This window comes from Streptomyces incanus (assembly GCF_042656345.1).
GTDB lineage: Bacteria > Actinomycetota > Actinomycetes > Streptomycetales > Streptomycetaceae > Streptomyces > Streptomyces incanus.
Genome location: NZ_JBHSPC010000032.1, coordinates 257,020 through 271,107, shown reverse-complemented (window position 1 = coordinate 271,107; position 14,088 = coordinate 257,020). Strand labels below are relative to the sequence as shown.

Genomic DNA, 14,088 nt, shown 5'->3' with positions numbered 1-14,088 from the left:
AAGGACACACACGAGAGCGGAACGGTCGGGCGGAATGAGCCCGGCCGTTCACAGCGTCCTCGCTGTGTTTTTTCAAAGGAACCGCGTCCCGGCCGCTAGGGCCGAAGACGGGGTATCAACATATCTGGCGTTGATTTTTGGCACGCTGTTGAGTTCTCAAGAAACGGACGCTTCCTTCGTACTCGCCCCTGCGGGCTTTCCTCCGGGCGCTTCCCTTCGGTCTTGCGTGTCCGACTCTATCAGACTCTTTCGGGCCTGATTCCCAGTCGGTGGGGTTGTCGGCACGCTTTGGGCTTTCGCCCGTCGGCCTTTCGACATTCACTACGTTAACCGATTCCCTCGCTCGATTCATAATCGGGCTTCATCGGTTCGAAATTCAGGCATGCGAGCATGAAGAACTCGACCCTTTTGAGGGCGATCTTAAGTAGTGGGTTGGCCGCTTCCGGCTGCAGGCGAACGCCGTACCCGGTTCAGCGGCTCGGACTACGTTACGCACCTTCCAAGGTCGAGTCAACTCCGTCGGCGCTTCGGGACATGGGCCCGATACGGGCTCACCGTCGGGTCGTCGGCGACCCGGAAGCGCCAGGGGTGCGCGGCTCCGTCGCCGGAGACTCCGGTGCGCGGGCCGTTGCGTACCGGGCCGGAGGGGACAGGGGCGCCGGCGAGGACCCGCAGCGGGGTGTCGCCCGAGGTACAGGCGTCCGTACCGTCCAGGGAACGGTCCACCTCCAGGGCCATTGTCAGGCGGGCCGAGCCTGTGGCCAGTTCCTTGTCATGACGGGCCGAGAGGCGACGGGTACGGGCGAGCTCGGCACCCTCGACGATCTCGCCTGCCCTCAGGAGCACCCCGCTCGCCTGGTACTCGGGCCCCCACCCCTCCGGCCCGATTCGGCGCACGTCGACGGTCACCCGACCGGCCAGGAACACGTCACGCGCCATGCTCACGAGCGATCACGCATCTTCGGGCCCCACCGGCGAGCCGCGAGCGAGGCGCACAGCGGCTCAGGCTCCGGCGGACGGCTTGGCTCTCGGGCTCAGTCGGTACGCCGAGACTGTCGGATCACCGGCGAGGTAGAAGCGGTGCTGCCAGTCGTGAGCTCTGCTCACGCCCACCCGAGGGCCAACCCGGATGAGCGCAGCGGGTACCGGCTCGCCCTCGGACAGCACGACCGAGGCACCCGTCAGCAGGGCTGTGCCGTTGTGCTCTGCCGTGATGCCGAGCGCCTGGCAGAAGTTCCCCGGACCCCGCGCGAGACGTGGACTCTCGACCTTGCCCCCTCGCCGCTTGCGTGCCAGGTCTTCCCCTTCGATGACCCTGCCTGCCCGGACGAGGACGGCTGAGGCGATGCCGTCTGCCCCGGTGACGATGTTGGCGCACCAGTGGAGACCGTGAGACCGGTAGACGTACAGGTGTCCTGCGGGTCCGAACATGACGGCGTTGCGGGGTGTCCTGCCTCGGTAGGCGTGGGAGGCGGGGTCGGCCGTACCGGAGTACGCCTCGGTCTCCGTGATGGTGATGCTCACGGTTCCCTCGGGGGTCTCGTGGGTGAGGAGGGCACCGAGCAGCTTGGGGGCGGCTTCTTCAGCGGGGTGGGCGAGATCCATGGCGTTCATGCCGACCGCCTTGACATGCCATAGGTGAAGTAGACGTACGCATGGCCGGGCGGACCGAACATCACGCCGTTGCGGGCGGTGGGGCCTCGATAAGCGCGGGAGCCGGGATCGTTGGGGCCGTCGTAGGCCTCGACCTCCGTCAGGCGGAGGGTGATCGGACCGTCCGGGGCGGTGCGCACGACGAGCCGGCCGAGCAGGTCGGGGGCGACCTCGAGGACGGGGCGGTCGAAGAACTCCCTGAGCAGGAGCGTACGGTCGGGGGTCGCGATCATGGCGTCCGAGAGTACTCCAGGCGGGTGCCACCACGGGGTGGTCACAGGGTTCCGCACTCGCAAGGGTGACGGACACGGAACCGGCCAGGGCCTGATCGCGTTGTTAGGGACCGAAGGTCCACACGTGCAACGACGCGGTAAAGAACGACAAGGGGAGAGATATGGCGTTCAAGAAGCTGCTCGCGAGCCTGGGAGCCGGTGGGGCTTCGGTCGAGACGGAGCTGCACGAGGTCAACGTCGTTCCGGGTGGGGTCGTCCAGGGCGAGGTGCGGATCCAGGGCGGGTCCGTGAACCAGCAGATCGAGGGGCTGTCGGTCGGTCTGCAGGCCAAGGTCGAGGTCGAGAGCGGTGACGAGGAGTACAAGCAGAACATCGAGTTCACCACGTCGCGGCTCGGTGGCGCCTTCGAACTCGAGGCGGGTGCCGTCCACGCGGTCCCGTTCGGGCTGGAAATCCCCTGGGAGACGCCGATCACGATGATCGACGGGCAGTCGCTGCGCGGGATGAACATCGGTGTGACCACGGAGCTGGCGATCGCGCGGGCCGTGGACTCCGGTGACCTGGACCCGATCAATGTGCACCCGCTGCCGGCGCAGAAGGCGATCCTGGACGCGTTCATCCATCTGGGCTTCCGGTTCAAGAGCGCGGACATGGAGCGCGGACATGTCCGGGGGACGCGTCAGCGGCTGCCGTTCTACCAGGAGATCGAGTTCTTCCCGCCGCAGCAGTACCACGGGCTGCAGCAGGTCGAGCTGACCTTCGTGGCCGACGACCAGGCGATGGACGTCGTGCTGGAGATGGACAAGAAGTCCGGTCTGTTCAGTGAGGGCAGCGACACCTTCCGGTCCTTCAAGGTGGGGCTGAACGACTACCAGGGCACCGACTGGGCCGCCTACCTCAACCAATGGCTGTCCGAGGTCGGCAGCAAGCGGAACTGGTTCTAGGCTCGGTTCCACCGAACCCAGGCGATCAGCAGGAGGTACCGAGGTGACCGAACTCGAGCGGCGTCCGCTCCCCCATGACTTCCACCCGCCCGTGCCGTCGTTCACGGTGACGAGTGAGGAGGTCACGGAGGGTGCGACACTTCAGGAAGCCCAGGTCCACGCGGGCGGCAACACTTCGCCGCAGCTGCGCTGGACGGGTTTCCCCTCGGAGACCAAGAGCTTCGCGGTGACCTGCTACGACCCGGACGCCCCGACGGGCAGCGGGTTCTGGCACTGGGTGGTGTTCGACATCCCGGCCTCGGTGACCGAGCTGCCGACCGGTGCGGGCAGCGGCGGGTTCGAGGGGCTGCCCGAGGACGCGATTCAGGCGCGCAACGACTACGGAACCAAGAACTTCGGCGGTGCGGCGCCGCCGCCCGGGGACGGACCGCACCGGTATGTGTTCACGGTGTACGCGGTGGATCAGGAGAAGCTCGGTCCGGACTCGGGTGCGTCCCCTGCGGTCGTGGGCTTCAACCTGCGGTTCCACACGCTCGCGCGGGCCCAGCTGATCGGTGAGTACGAGGTGCCCGCCGGCTCCTGACCCGGTTCCGGCGTTCACGGAACGTTTGCCCGCCCCTGGTCGCGGAATTGATCAGGGGCGGGCATTTTTGTTGCCGGGGGGCGCGGGGGCCACCCCTCCCGTTGCAGCAGCGGATATTGCGTTGTCCATCCCGGCGTGCCCGGCCAGAGTTGATCCCAGTCCGCCGAAGGGTGGGCCGGTGCACACGGAAGGTGGGCTGGTATGCGGGACACGCTGGTACTGAACGCGAGCTTCGAGCCGTTGTCGACGGTGACGCTGAACCGGGCCGTCGTTCTGGTGCTCCAGGACAAGGCGGTCGTCGAGCAGGCCCACCCCGAACTGCGGATGCGGGGAGCCGAGGTCGACATACCGGCGCCGCGGGTGATCAGGCTCTGCCAATACGTCAGGGTGCCGTTCCGAAGACGGGCGCCATGGTCGAGGCGGGGTGTCCTGGTGCGCGACCGGAACCGGTGCGCGTACTGCGGGCGGCGGGCCACCACCGTGGACCACGTGGTGCCGCGGTCGCACGGTGGTCAGGACACCTGGCTGAACACGGTGGCCTCGTGCGCGGAGGACAACCACCGCAAGGCGAACCGGACTCCGGAGCAGGCGGGGATGCCACTGCTGCGGCAGCCGTTCGAGCCGACTCCGGCGGACGCGATGCTGCTGGCGCTGGGGCGGGAGGACTTGGACGCGCTGCCGGAGTGGCTGGCCCAGCCCGCGGCCTAGAACCTGCTTCTCGTACCAGTACGGCGGGGCCCGCTTCCCGGGGGAAGCGGGCCCCGCCGTACTGGCGATCGGGTTCTGCCGGTCATCCGGTCAGTCGATGGAGGGCTTCTCCCGGCGCTCCGTGGTGGCGCCCGAGTTGCCGTTGCCGCCGCCGTTGCCGCCACCGCCGAAGCCACCGAAGTTGCCCATGGCGCCGGACAGGCCCTTGAGAGCGTCGCCGATCTCGCTGGGGACGATCCAGAGCTTGTTGGCGTCGCCCTCGGCGATCTTCGGGAGCATCTGGAGGTACTGGTAGGAGAGCAGCTTCTGGTCGGGGTCGCCCGCGTGGATCGCCTCGAAGACCGTCCGGACGGCCTGGGCCTCGCCCTCGGCCCTGAGGGCCGCTGCCTTGGCCTCACCCTCGGCCCGCAGGATCTGGGACTGCTTCTCGCCCTCGGCGCGCAGGATCTCGGACTGCCGGACACCTTCGGCCTGAAGGATCGCCGCTCGCTTGTCACGGTCGGCGCGCATCTGCTTCTCCATCGAGTCCTGGATGGAGGTGGGCGGCTCGATCGCCTTGAGCTCGACGCGGTTGACGCGGATGCCCCACTTGCCGGTGGCTTCGTCGAGGACGCCGCGCAGGGCCGCGTTGATCTCCTCGCGGGAGGTCAGGGTGCGCTCGAGGTCCATGCCGCCGATGATGTTGCGCAGGGTGGTGACGGTGAGCTGCTCGATCGCCTGGATGTAGCTGGCGACCTCGTAGGTGGCCGCCCGCGCGTCGGTCACCTGGTAGTAGATGACGGTGTCGATGTTGACGACCAGGTTGTCCTGGGTGATCACCGGCTGCGGCGGGAACGGGACGACCTGTTCGCGCAGGTCGATCCGGTTGCGAATGGTGTCTATGAACGGGACGACGATGTTGAGGCCCGCGTTGAGTGTGCGTGTGTAGCGGCCGAAGCGCTCGACGATGGCCGCGCTTGCCTGCGGGATGACTTGGATCGTCTTGATCAGGGCGATGAAGACCAACACCACCAGGATGATCAGAACGATGATGACCGGTTCCATCGTCGGTTCCCCGTACCCTTCTTCGCCTCGGCGCCTTCGAAAGACCTTATGCCTGTTGAAGATCTTGCTGGTCGAGTCTGCCAGACCGTAGTGCAACTCGCTGGCCGTTCGGTTCAGTTGTTGTCCCGTGGGAGCACGTCGTACGAGATCGGTCGCACAGGTCGTGCGGTCGGTCGTGCGGTCACATGACGATTGCCGTGGCTCCCTCGATCTCCACGACGTCCACTTCCTGGCCGACTTCAAAGACATGGCCGGAGTCGAGGGCGCGTGCCGACCAGACCTCGCCGGCCAGTTTGATCCGGCCGCCGGAGCCGTCGACCCGCTCCAGTACGACCGCCTGTCTGCCCTTCAAGGCGTCCACGCCGGTGGCGTGTTGGGGGCGCTGTGCGCGTTGCCGCTTCGCGATGGGCCGTACGACGGCGATGAGAGCGGTCGAGACGACGGCGAAGACCACGACCTGGACCACGGCGCCGGCACCGAGGATTCCGGAGACCACCGCGGCGGCGACGGCGCCCACCGCGAGCATGCCGAGTTCGGGCATCGCGGTGATCACCAGCGCAATGCCGAGTACAGCCGCGCCGATCAGCCACCAGAGCCATGCATCGATGTCCACATGGTCATGGTAGGACCGCGCACCCGGTCACCGACAGAGCGCCCGGGGTGTGAACGGGCCTTCTTGGCCCGGTTCTTGAGGGGGACGAGTCTCGGTGCGTCCCGGGGCCCCCGGACCTGCTCCCTGAATCCTCCCCCGGGCAGGCCGGGTTCGGGCCGACGGCCTCAGGCCATCGGGAGGCCCTGCGCGGTCCAGCGGTCGCCTACCTGCTCCACGACCAGCGGAAGGCCGAAGCAGAGCGAGAGGTTGCGGGAGGTGAGCTCGAGTTCCAGCGGGCCGGCGGCGAGGACCTTGCCCTGGCGGATCATCAGCACGTGGGTGAAGCCGGGGGCGATCTCCTCGACGTGGTGCGTGACCATGACCATGGAGGGGGCGATCGGGTCGCGGGCGAGACGGCCGAGGCGGCGTACGAGGTCCTCGCGGCCTCCGAGGTCCAGGCCGGCGGCGGGCTCGTCGAGGAGCAGCAGTTCGGGGTCGGTCATCAGCGCGCGGGCGATGAGGGTGCGCTTGCGCTCGCCCTCGGAGAGGGTGCCGAAGGTGCGGTCCACGAACTCGGACATGCCCAGACGGTCGAGGAAGGCGCGGGCGCGCTGTTCGTCGATCTCCTCGTACTCCTCCTGCCAGCCGGCGGTCATGCCGTAGGCGGCGGTCAGTACGGTCTGCAGGACTGTCTGGTTCCCGGGGAGCTTGTCGGCCATGCCGTTCCCGGCGATGCCGATGCGCGGGCGCAGTTCGAAGACGTCGGTGCCGGGGGTGCCGAGGGTCTCGCCGAGGATGGTGGCGGTGCCGTTGCTGGGGAACAGGTAGCTGGAGGCGATATTGAGGAGAGTGGTCTTGCCGGCGCCGTTGGGGCCGAGGATGACCCAGCGCTCGCCCTCCTTGACCGACCAGGAGACCTGGTCCACCAGAGCCCGGCCCTCGCGGACCACGGATACGTCCTGAAGCTCCAGAACATCGCTCATGAGCGCGTTGTCTCCCCTTGCAGTGTGGCCGGGTCTCGGCTGTGTCGTACGCCTGTGGTCGGTCCGCCGCGCCCGTGGGCGCAGCCCTTCATGAAATCTACGCCACCGGTTGACCCGGACATCCCATCGGTCCGGTCCTTAGGGTGGGGGCATGCTCTCGGAACCACGTTCAGGACGTCTCACCTCATGGGGAAATGCCCTTGTTGCCGGTTTTGCCTCACCGGACGACGCCGTGCTCGCCATCGTCGGCGACGACGCGGTGCACCGGGTGGAGGGGTTGCCGGGTGAGTCCGCGCCGGTGGGCCTCACGCTGGCGCTGGGCCGGCTGCGGGCGCTCGGGCTGACCGGGCTGCGGGTCGCGCTGCCCACGTCGGGGCATCCGCTGGGGCTGAGCGGGCCGCCGGAGTTCAACGCGCGGGCGCTGGAGGCCGGGGAGGCGGTGGTCGGTCACGGGGTCGCCTTGGGGTTGGTGCCCCGGGTGCGGGAGGCCGGACCCGAGGGTGATGTGCATGTGGAGGTCGTCTGGCACTGCCTGCCGGTACGGGAGGCGCCGCCCGCCGATGTGCCCTCGCTCGGCGAGGCGGAGCGGGAGCTGGCGGAGGCGCTGCGGGAGGCGATCGAGGTCCTGACGCGGCTGGACGTGGCCGGGTCGGGGCCGGTGGCCGAGGCGGCGATCGACGCCTACCGGGCGCGGGCGGAGCCGGGGCGCCAGGTGCTGGCGCCGGGATATCCGCCGCGGGCGGTACGGGTGCTGGAGCTGGCGCAGCGGGTCGGGGCGCTGGTCTCGCTGGCCCGCACGAACGGGCACGGGGGCGCGGTGAGCGCGTCGGAGATGGCGGCCCGCGGGGAGGCTCTGCGTCCGGTGGAGCGGACGGCCCGGCGGGCGCAGGTCGCGGCGTACAACTCCATGGTGGAGGAGCGGGAGCGGGGCGTCGGATGAGTGTCGGTTCGTCGGTGGCCGGGGGAACGATCCTTATGACTCCGGAGCCCCGGCCGGCGACGACAACGCCGACCGGCCCCCCGGGTGGGGCCGGGAGGCCGGGGTCGTCACCGGTTCGGTGACAGGCGTCAGCCGTTGACCGCCACGTTGCCGAAGGCGGGGTTCAGCAGGCCGATCACGTTGACGCTGTTACCGGACACGTTGACCGGGACGTCGACCGGGACCTGGATGACGTTGCCCGAGACGACGCCCGGGGAGCCCACGGCCGTGCCGTCGGCGTGCGCGCCGTCGGTGGCGGAGGCCATGCCCGTACCGGCGGCGAGCAGTCCGCCGGCCACCATCGTCACGGCCGCTGCCTTCTTCAGGTTCTTCACTTTCCGAGCCCTCCTCGCGGTCGCCGCGGCAGGCGCCGCGGTACGTACGGGACAACTGCGGGGGCCGAAGAAGGATGCGCCATACGGGTGACATTCCCACGACGGTATGAATCTCGGACCGGAGGGGAACCATCCGCCCGGCCCGGGCGTCGGGGCCCCGGGCGTCAGGGCCCCGGGCGTCAGGGCCCCGGGCGTCAGGGCCCCGGGCGTCAGGGAGCACCCGAGGGCTCAGGTGCTCAGCCCGTGGCGTACGGCCCACAGGGCGGCCTGGGTGCGGTCCGACAGGTCGAGTTTCATCAGGATGTTCGAGACGTGTGTCTTCACGGTCTTCTCGGAGAGCACAAGGGCGCGGGCGATCTCCCGGTTGGAGCGTCCGTCCGCTATGAGGCCGAGCACCTCGCGTTCCCGCTCCGTGAGCGAACCGGCGCGGCCCTGGCCGGAGTGGGTCTCCTCCTGAGCCAGCAGGGCACCGGCGACCTCGGCCTGGAGGAGGACGTGCCCGGCGTGCACGGAGCGGATGGCCCCGGCGAGCGCGTCGGGGTCGATGTCCTTGTACACGTATCCGGCGGCGCCCGCGCGCAGGGCCGGGACCACGGTGCGCTGCTCGGTGAAGCTGGTGACGACCAGCACGCGCGCGGGGTGGTCCAGTTCGCGGAGCCGGCGCAGGGCGTCCACGCCGTCCATGCCCGGCATCTTGACGTCCATCAGGATCACGTCGGGCCGCAGTTCGTCGGCGAGGGCGACCCCTTCGGCGCCGTCCGCGGCCTCGCCGACGACCTCGATGTCGTCCTGCACCTCCAGGAAGGTGCGCAGGCCCCGGCGGACCACCTGGTGGTCGTCGACCAGCAGCACCCTGATCGCGTCAGCCACCGGGAACCTCCATCTCGATCGTGGCTCCCTTGCCGGGCGCCGATTCCACGGTCAGGCTGCCGCCGACCCCACTCGCCCGGTCGCGCATGGAGACCAGTCCGAGATGGCGTCCCGCGCGGCGGATGATCCCCGGATCGAAGCCCTTGCCGTCGTCGGCGACCCGCAGGACGGCGCCGTTGCCCCTGCGTTCCAGGGTGACGTCGACCTGGCCGGCCTCCGCGTGCCGCAGCGCGTTGTGCAGCGCCTCCTGGGCCACGCGCAGTACCGCTTCCTCCTGGGTGGCGGGCAGGGCGCGCACACCGTGGCCGGTGAAGGTCACGCGCGCGCTGTGCGCGCGGTCGAGGACTTGGACCTGGGTGCGGAGGGTGGCGACGAGGCCGTCCTCGTCGAGGGCGGCGGGGCGCAGCTCGACGACCGCGGCGCGCAGCTCCTCGGCGGCTTCGGCCGCGAGTGCGGCGACCTGCTGGAGTTCTCCCTTGGCCCGGGACGGGTCGCGGTCCACGAGGCGGGCGGCCGCCTGGGCGGTGAGGCGCAGGGAGAACAGTTTCTGGCTGACGGCGTCGTGGAGCTCGTGGGCGAGACGAGAGCGCTCCTCGGCGATGGTCAGTTCGCGGCTGCGCTCGTAGAGCCGGGCGTTGGTGAGGGCGATCGCGGCGTGCTGGGCCAGGATGCCGAGGACGTCCTCGTCGTCCTGGGTGAATCCGCAGACGCCTTCCGGCTCGGGACCGCCCGGGGCCTGTGGAGGGTGTCCTCCCACGGGCCTCAGTTTGTTGGCGAGGAAGAGGGCGCCGATGACCTCGTCGCCGTCGCGGATGGGCAGGCCCAGGAAGTCGACCATCTCGGGGTGGGCGCTGGGCCATCCCTCGAAGCGGGGGTCCTTGCGCACGTCGGCGAGGCGCTGGGGTCTGTCCTCGCGGAGCATCGCGGCGAGGATGCCGTGCTGGCGCGGGAGGGGGCCGATGGCCTTCCACTGTCCGTCGCTGACGCCGTCGACCACGAACTGGGCGAAGCCGCCGTGGTCGTCGGGGACTCCGAGCGCGGCGTACTGCGCGTCAAGCAGCTCACGCGCCGAGGCGACGATCGTCTTGAGGACGTCGCGCACTTCGAGGTGCCTGCTCATGGCCAGCAGCGCGGTGCTCACCGCGGCGAGGCCGGACGGGGGACCGTGGCTCATGTCCTCACGGTACCGGCGGGTCCCGCCGCCGCGGATCCGTCCGGTGACGGCGGTGACCTGGACCGGAGGTCGTAGGACCTCGGGCCTACCGGGAGCCCTCCGACGCCTGCCGGAGCACCGGCCGAGGCCTCTCACTGAGCGGCTTGCTTCAGCAACTCCCAGTGAGGATTGCGGGTGCCCGGTGTGAAGCCAGGCATAGGGCGCACGTCACATACGAAGGTGGATAGGAGAGAAAAAACGGGCATTTCGGCGGGGCGTATGGCCCGATTCGCCCCTCACGTCCTACCCTGATCCACTATCCGCCTTCGTACGTCACACCTTTGCCCCGCTATTTTGCGGCCGCTAAGAATGGCTCCCGTCGCTCAGCGCCGTGGGGTGTCCCCCCACGGCGTTCGTGCCGGAAGAACCACTGTCCCCGCCGGACGTTGAGCGACCTCCGCGCTAGTCGAAGAGGTCTCCTACTCATGTCGAAGAACTTCCTCACCCGTGGTCATGCCCATGCGTTGAACCGCCATCACAAGATCGCCGTCGCCGGTGTCGCCGCCCTCGGCATCGCCGCCATCGGCTTCTCGGCCACGCCGAGCGACGCGTCGACGACCACCACGAGCGAGGCGGTCCCCGCCGCGCGGATCTCGTACAGCACCGAACCGATCAAGGACGTCAAGGGCACCGTCACCGACCAGCTGGCCGGCGTCAGTGTGAAGACCGAGCTGATCGCGGCGAAGAAGCAGGCCGACGCCGACGCCGCGGCCAAGAAGAAGGCCGACGCGGCCGACGCGAAGAAGAAGGCCGAGCGGGAGCGCCAGGCCGAGGAAGCGGCCAGCCGCTCCGGCGACCGCCACTGGGGTGGCGAGACCGGCAAGAGCGCCGACGCCGGCAAGCCCGCCCAGAAGAGCTACGCCAACACCCTCGACGGCTGGATCCGTGAGTCGCTGGACATCATGGAGGCCAAGGGCATCCCGGGCTCGTACCACGGCCTGCACAAGAACATCATCCGTGAGTCCTCGGGCGACCCGAACGCGATCAACGACTGGGACATCAACGCCATCAACGGCATCCCGTCCAAGGGCCTGCTCCAGGTGATCCCGCCGACCTTCCAGGCGTACCACGTGCCCGGCACGTCCTGGGACATCTACGACCCGATCGCCAACATCACCGCCGCCGCCAACTACGCGGCCGACCGCTACGGCACCATCGACAACGTCAACAGCGCGTACTGAGGTCGGCGCGGACCTCTTCTCGCGAACACGTACGCCGAAGGGCGGCACCCCTGCTGACAGGGGTGCCGCCCTTCGGCGTACGTACGGCGCGCGTGGGGCGGGGTCACCGCGCGGGTCACCGCCCGCGCGTCACCGCACCGGTCACTTGCGCATGACCTCGGGCTCGTGCCGGCGCAGGAAGCGGGCCACGAAGAAGCCGCAGATCACGCCGAGGGCGATGAGCGCGCCCATGTCCATGAGCCAGGTCCCGGCCGCGTGCTCCCACAGCGGATCGGGGTCGCCCGGTGTCTCCGGCGGGCTGATCCTGTTGAAGTCCAGCGTGGCGCCGGCGGCGGCGACCGCCCAGCGCGACGGCATCAGGAACGAGAACTGGTTGACGCCGACCGCGCCGTGCAGCGCGAACAGGCAGCCGGTGAACACGACCTGGACGATCGCGAACATCACCAGCAGCGGCATGGTCTTCTCCGCGGTCTTCACCAGCGCGGAGATGATCAGGCCGAACATCATCGAGGTGAAGCCCAGCGCCATGATCGGGATGGACAGCTCGAGCAGGGTGAAACCGCCGAGGACCAGCCCCTCCTCGGGGATCTCCCGGCTGGAGAAGCCGATGACACCGACCATCAGGCCCTGCAGCACGGTGACCATGCCGAGCACGAACACCTTGGACATCAGATACGCCGAGCGGGACAGGCCGGTCGCGCGTTCCCGCTCGTAGATGACCCGTTCCTTGATCAGCTCACGTACGGAGTTCGCGGCGCCGGCGAAGCAGGCGCCGACCGCGAGGATCAGCAGGACCGTGGTCGCCGTGCCGTTCGGGACGATCCGGCCGGCCTGGTTGGGCTCGTTCGGCAGGAGCCCCCTGTCGGCGTCGATGAGCAGGCTGACCGCGCCGAGAACGGCCGGCAGGATCACCGTCAGGGCGAGGAAGCCCTTGTCGGAGACGATCACCGAGACGTAGCGGCGTACCAGTGTGACGAACTGTGACATCCAGCCCTGCGGCTTCGGTGGCCGCATCGCCTGCATCTGAGGGACCTGTACGGACTGCGGTGCGACCGCGTCGATGTCCGCGGCGTACATCTGGTAGTGCTGCGAGCCCTTCCAGCGGCCCGCCCAGTCGTAGTCGCGGTAGTTCTCGAATGCGGAGAAGACGTCGGCCCAGGTGTCGTAGCCGAAGAAGTTCAGCGCCTCGTCGGGCGGGCCGAAGTAGGCGACCGAGCCACCGGGCGCCATCACCAGGAGCTTGTCGCAGATCGCCAGCTCGGCCACGGAGTGGGTGACGACGAGGACGGTGCGCCCGTCGTCGGCCAGTCCGCGCAGCAGCTGCATGACATCGCGGTCCATGCCCGGGTCGAGGCCTGAGGTCGGCTCGTCCAGGAAGATCAGCGACGGCTTGGTGAGCAGCTCCAGTGCCACCGAGACCCTCTTGCGCTGGCCGCCGGAGAGGGACGTGACCTTCTTGTCCTTGTGGATGTCGAGCTTCAGCTCGCGCAGCACTTCGTCGATGCGGGCATCGCGCTCGGCGGCCGTGGTGTCGGCCGGGAAGCGGAGCTTGGCCGCGTATTTGAGGGCCTTCTTGACGGTCAGCTCCTTGTGCAGGATGTCGTCCTGCGGGACCAGACCGATGCGCTGGCGCAGCTCGGCGAACTGCTTGTAGAGGTTCCGGCTGTCGTAGAGGACCTCGCCCCGGTCGGCGGGCCGGTAGCCGGTGAGCGCCTTGAGCAGGGTCGACTTGCCGGAGCCGGACGGGCCGATGACCGCGATCAGCGACTTCTCGGGCACGCCGAAGGAGACGTCCTTGAGGATCTGCTTGCCGCCGTCGACCGTGACGGTCAGGTGCCGGGCGGAGAAGGACACCTCACCGGTGTCGACGAACTCCTCGAGCCGGTCATCGACGATCCGGAACGTCGAGTGGCCGACGCCGACGATGTCGGCCGGGCCGAGCAGCTGCGTCCCGCCCTTGGCGATCGGCATACCGTTGACGTAGGTGCCGTTGTGCGAGCCCAGGTCGCGGATCTCCATGCGACCGTCGGGCGTCGAGTGGAACTCGGCGTGGTTGCGGGAGACCTGCAGGTCGGAGACGACCAGGTCGTTCTCCAGGGCACGGCCGATCCGCATCACGCGGCCGAGCGAGAACTGGTGGAACGTGGTCGGACTGCGGTCGCCGTACATCGGCGCCGCCCCCGCGGCGCCCCCGGGACCCTGCTGCTGCGGGACGTACGGCGCGGACTGGTGCGGCGCGGACTGGTACGACCCGGGCTGCTGCGGCGGTTGCTGCGGCCGGCCGCCCTGGGCCTGCGCCTGCTGCTGCCCCTCCTGGACCCAGCCCGGGGTGGCCCCCTGCACTCCCTGCGCGGCATACGGCTGCTGCGGCTGCGCCTGCGGCGAGACGGCCGGGGCCGCGGCGCCGGAGAGCGTCACGCGCGGCCCGTCGTTCGCGTTGCCCAGGTTCAGCGCTGTGTCGGAGCTGATCTCCAGATGATGGATCCGCTGGCCCTGCGCGAACGTGCCGTTGGTGCTGCCATGGTCCACGACGACCCAATTGTGGCCGTTGAAGCTGATCGTGGCGTGACGCCAGGACACCCTGGCATCGTCCACCACGACGTCCCCCTGTGGATCACGCCCCAGGGTGTACGACCTGGACGGATCGAGCGTCCAGGTCCGTCCGTTTGATTCCAGTACGAGTTCCGGCACTCCATGCCCCACTGAGTTGTCCCCCGAATTTCCCCCATCGCAGGGAGTCTAGGGATGTCGAACATCGGTGGGAACTATT

General features: G+C 69.1%; 13 protein-coding genes and 2 pseudogenes. 5 read left to right on the top strand and 10 right to left on the bottom strand.

What is annotated here, in order from left to right:
- Positions 1 to 510: 510 nt before the first annotated feature.
- The 3 genes and pseudogenes from ACFP2V_RS13170 to ACFP2V_RS13160 form a co-directional block, all read right to left on the bottom strand.
- Positions 511 to 870, bottom strand: a pseudogene (locus ACFP2V_RS13170) (DNA-3-methyladenine glycosylase); the annotation flags it as partial.
- A 132-nt stretch (positions 871 to 1,002) separates the two neighbouring features.
- A complete protein-coding gene (locus ACFP2V_RS13165) occupies positions 1,003 to 1,614 on the bottom strand; it encodes a DNA-3-methyladenine glycosylase (RefSeq protein WP_381210347.1) in 612 nt (203 codons plus the stop codon).
- A gap of 14 nt (positions 1,615 to 1,628) precedes the next feature.
- A pseudogene (locus tag ACFP2V_RS13160) lies at positions 1,629 to 1,886 on the bottom strand (DNA-3-methyladenine glycosylase); the annotation flags it as partial.
- A 161-nt stretch (positions 1,887 to 2,047) separates the two neighbouring features.
- On the opposite strand from ACFP2V_RS13160, the gene ACFP2V_RS13155 reads away from it, so the two are divergent.
- The 3 genes from ACFP2V_RS13155 (at position 2,048) to ACFP2V_RS13145 (ending at position 4,121) form a co-directional block, all read left to right on the top strand.
- Positions 2,048 to 2,830, top strand: coding sequence for a sporulation protein (locus ACFP2V_RS13155; RefSeq protein ID WP_381210344.1), 783 nt, complete (start codon positions 2,048 to 2,050; stop codon positions 2,828 to 2,830).
- Between the two features lie 43 nt (positions 2,831 to 2,873).
- Positions 2,874 to 3,413 (top strand): YbhB/YbcL family Raf kinase inhibitor-like protein, encoded by a 540-nt coding sequence (locus ACFP2V_RS13150; protein ID WP_381210341.1) that lies wholly within the window; start codon positions 2,874 to 2,876, stop codon positions 3,411 to 3,413.
- A 201-nt stretch (positions 3,414 to 3,614) separates the two neighbouring features.
- Positions 3,615 to 4,121, top strand: coding sequence for an HNH endonuclease (locus ACFP2V_RS13145; RefSeq protein ID WP_055628024.1), 507 nt, complete (start codon positions 3,615 to 3,617; stop codon positions 4,119 to 4,121).
- A 90-nt stretch (positions 4,122 to 4,211) separates the two neighbouring features.
- Here the strand turns inward: ACFP2V_RS13145 and ACFP2V_RS13140 are convergent, their stop codons facing one another.
- The 3 genes from ACFP2V_RS13140 to ACFP2V_RS13130 form a co-directional block, all read right to left on the bottom strand.
- The gene (locus tag ACFP2V_RS13140) at positions 4,212 to 5,165 is read right to left on the bottom strand and encodes an SPFH domain-containing protein (protein WP_381210337.1); all 954 of its coding nucleotides are present in this window, start codon (positions 5,163 to 5,165) and stop codon (positions 4,212 to 4,214) included.
- Positions 5,166 to 5,346: 181 nt separating this feature from the next.
- On the bottom strand, positions 5,347 to 5,778 hold the full coding sequence (locus tag ACFP2V_RS13135) for an NfeD family protein (RefSeq protein ID WP_381210334.1): 432 nt from the start codon (positions 5,776 to 5,778) through the stop codon (positions 5,347 to 5,349).
- A 164-nt stretch (positions 5,779 to 5,942) separates the two neighbouring features.
- Positions 5,943 to 6,740 carry an ABC transporter ATP-binding protein gene (locus ACFP2V_RS13130; protein ID WP_381210331.1) on the bottom strand — a complete coding sequence of 266 codons (798 nt, stop codon included), beginning with the start codon at positions 6,738 to 6,740 and terminating at the stop codon, positions 5,943 to 5,945.
- A gap of 151 nt (positions 6,741 to 6,891) precedes the next feature.
- Between ACFP2V_RS13130 and ACFP2V_RS13125 the strand changes: the two genes are divergently transcribed.
- Positions 6,892 to 7,680: a hypothetical protein gene (locus ACFP2V_RS13125; RefSeq protein WP_381210328.1), complete on the top strand. Its 789-nt coding sequence runs from the start codon at positions 6,892 to 6,894 to the stop codon at positions 7,678 to 7,680.
- Positions 7,681 to 7,808: 128 nt separating this feature from the next.
- On the opposite strand, the gene ACFP2V_RS13120 is transcribed toward ACFP2V_RS13125, so the two are convergent.
- The 3 genes from ACFP2V_RS13120 to ACFP2V_RS13110 all read right to left on the bottom strand — a co-directional run bounded on the left by ACFP2V_RS13120 (position 7,809) and on the right by ACFP2V_RS13110 (position 10,098).
- Positions 7,809 to 8,054 (bottom strand): chaplin, encoded by a 246-nt coding sequence (locus ACFP2V_RS13120; RefSeq protein WP_381210325.1) that lies wholly within the window; start codon positions 8,052 to 8,054, stop codon positions 7,809 to 7,811.
- 228 nt (positions 8,055 to 8,282) lie between these two features.
- Positions 8,283 to 8,924: a response regulator gene (locus ACFP2V_RS13115; RefSeq protein WP_381210322.1), complete on the bottom strand. Its 642-nt coding sequence runs from the start codon at positions 8,922 to 8,924 to the stop codon at positions 8,283 to 8,285.
- Positions 8,917 to 10,098 (bottom strand): GAF domain-containing sensor histidine kinase, encoded by a 1,182-nt coding sequence (locus ACFP2V_RS13110; protein WP_381210320.1) that lies wholly within the window; start codon positions 10,096 to 10,098, stop codon positions 8,917 to 8,919. The genes ACFP2V_RS13115 and ACFP2V_RS13110 overlap by 8 nt, the downstream gene beginning before the upstream one ends.
- 464 nt (positions 10,099 to 10,562) lie before the next feature.
- Between ACFP2V_RS13110 and ACFP2V_RS13105 the strand changes: the two genes are divergently transcribed.
- Positions 10,563 to 11,318, top strand: coding sequence for a transglycosylase SLT domain-containing protein (locus ACFP2V_RS13105; RefSeq protein WP_381210317.1), 756 nt, complete (start codon positions 10,563 to 10,565; stop codon positions 11,316 to 11,318).
- Positions 11,319 to 11,459: 141 nt separating this feature from the next.
- Here ACFP2V_RS13105 and ACFP2V_RS13100 read toward each other — a convergent pair whose 3' ends face one another.
- Positions 11,460 to 14,009: an ABC transporter ATP-binding protein/permease gene (locus ACFP2V_RS13100; protein ID WP_381210397.1), complete on the bottom strand. Its 2,550-nt coding sequence runs from the start codon at positions 14,007 to 14,009 to the stop codon at positions 11,460 to 11,462.
- Positions 14,010 to 14,088: the final 79 nt, after the last annotated feature.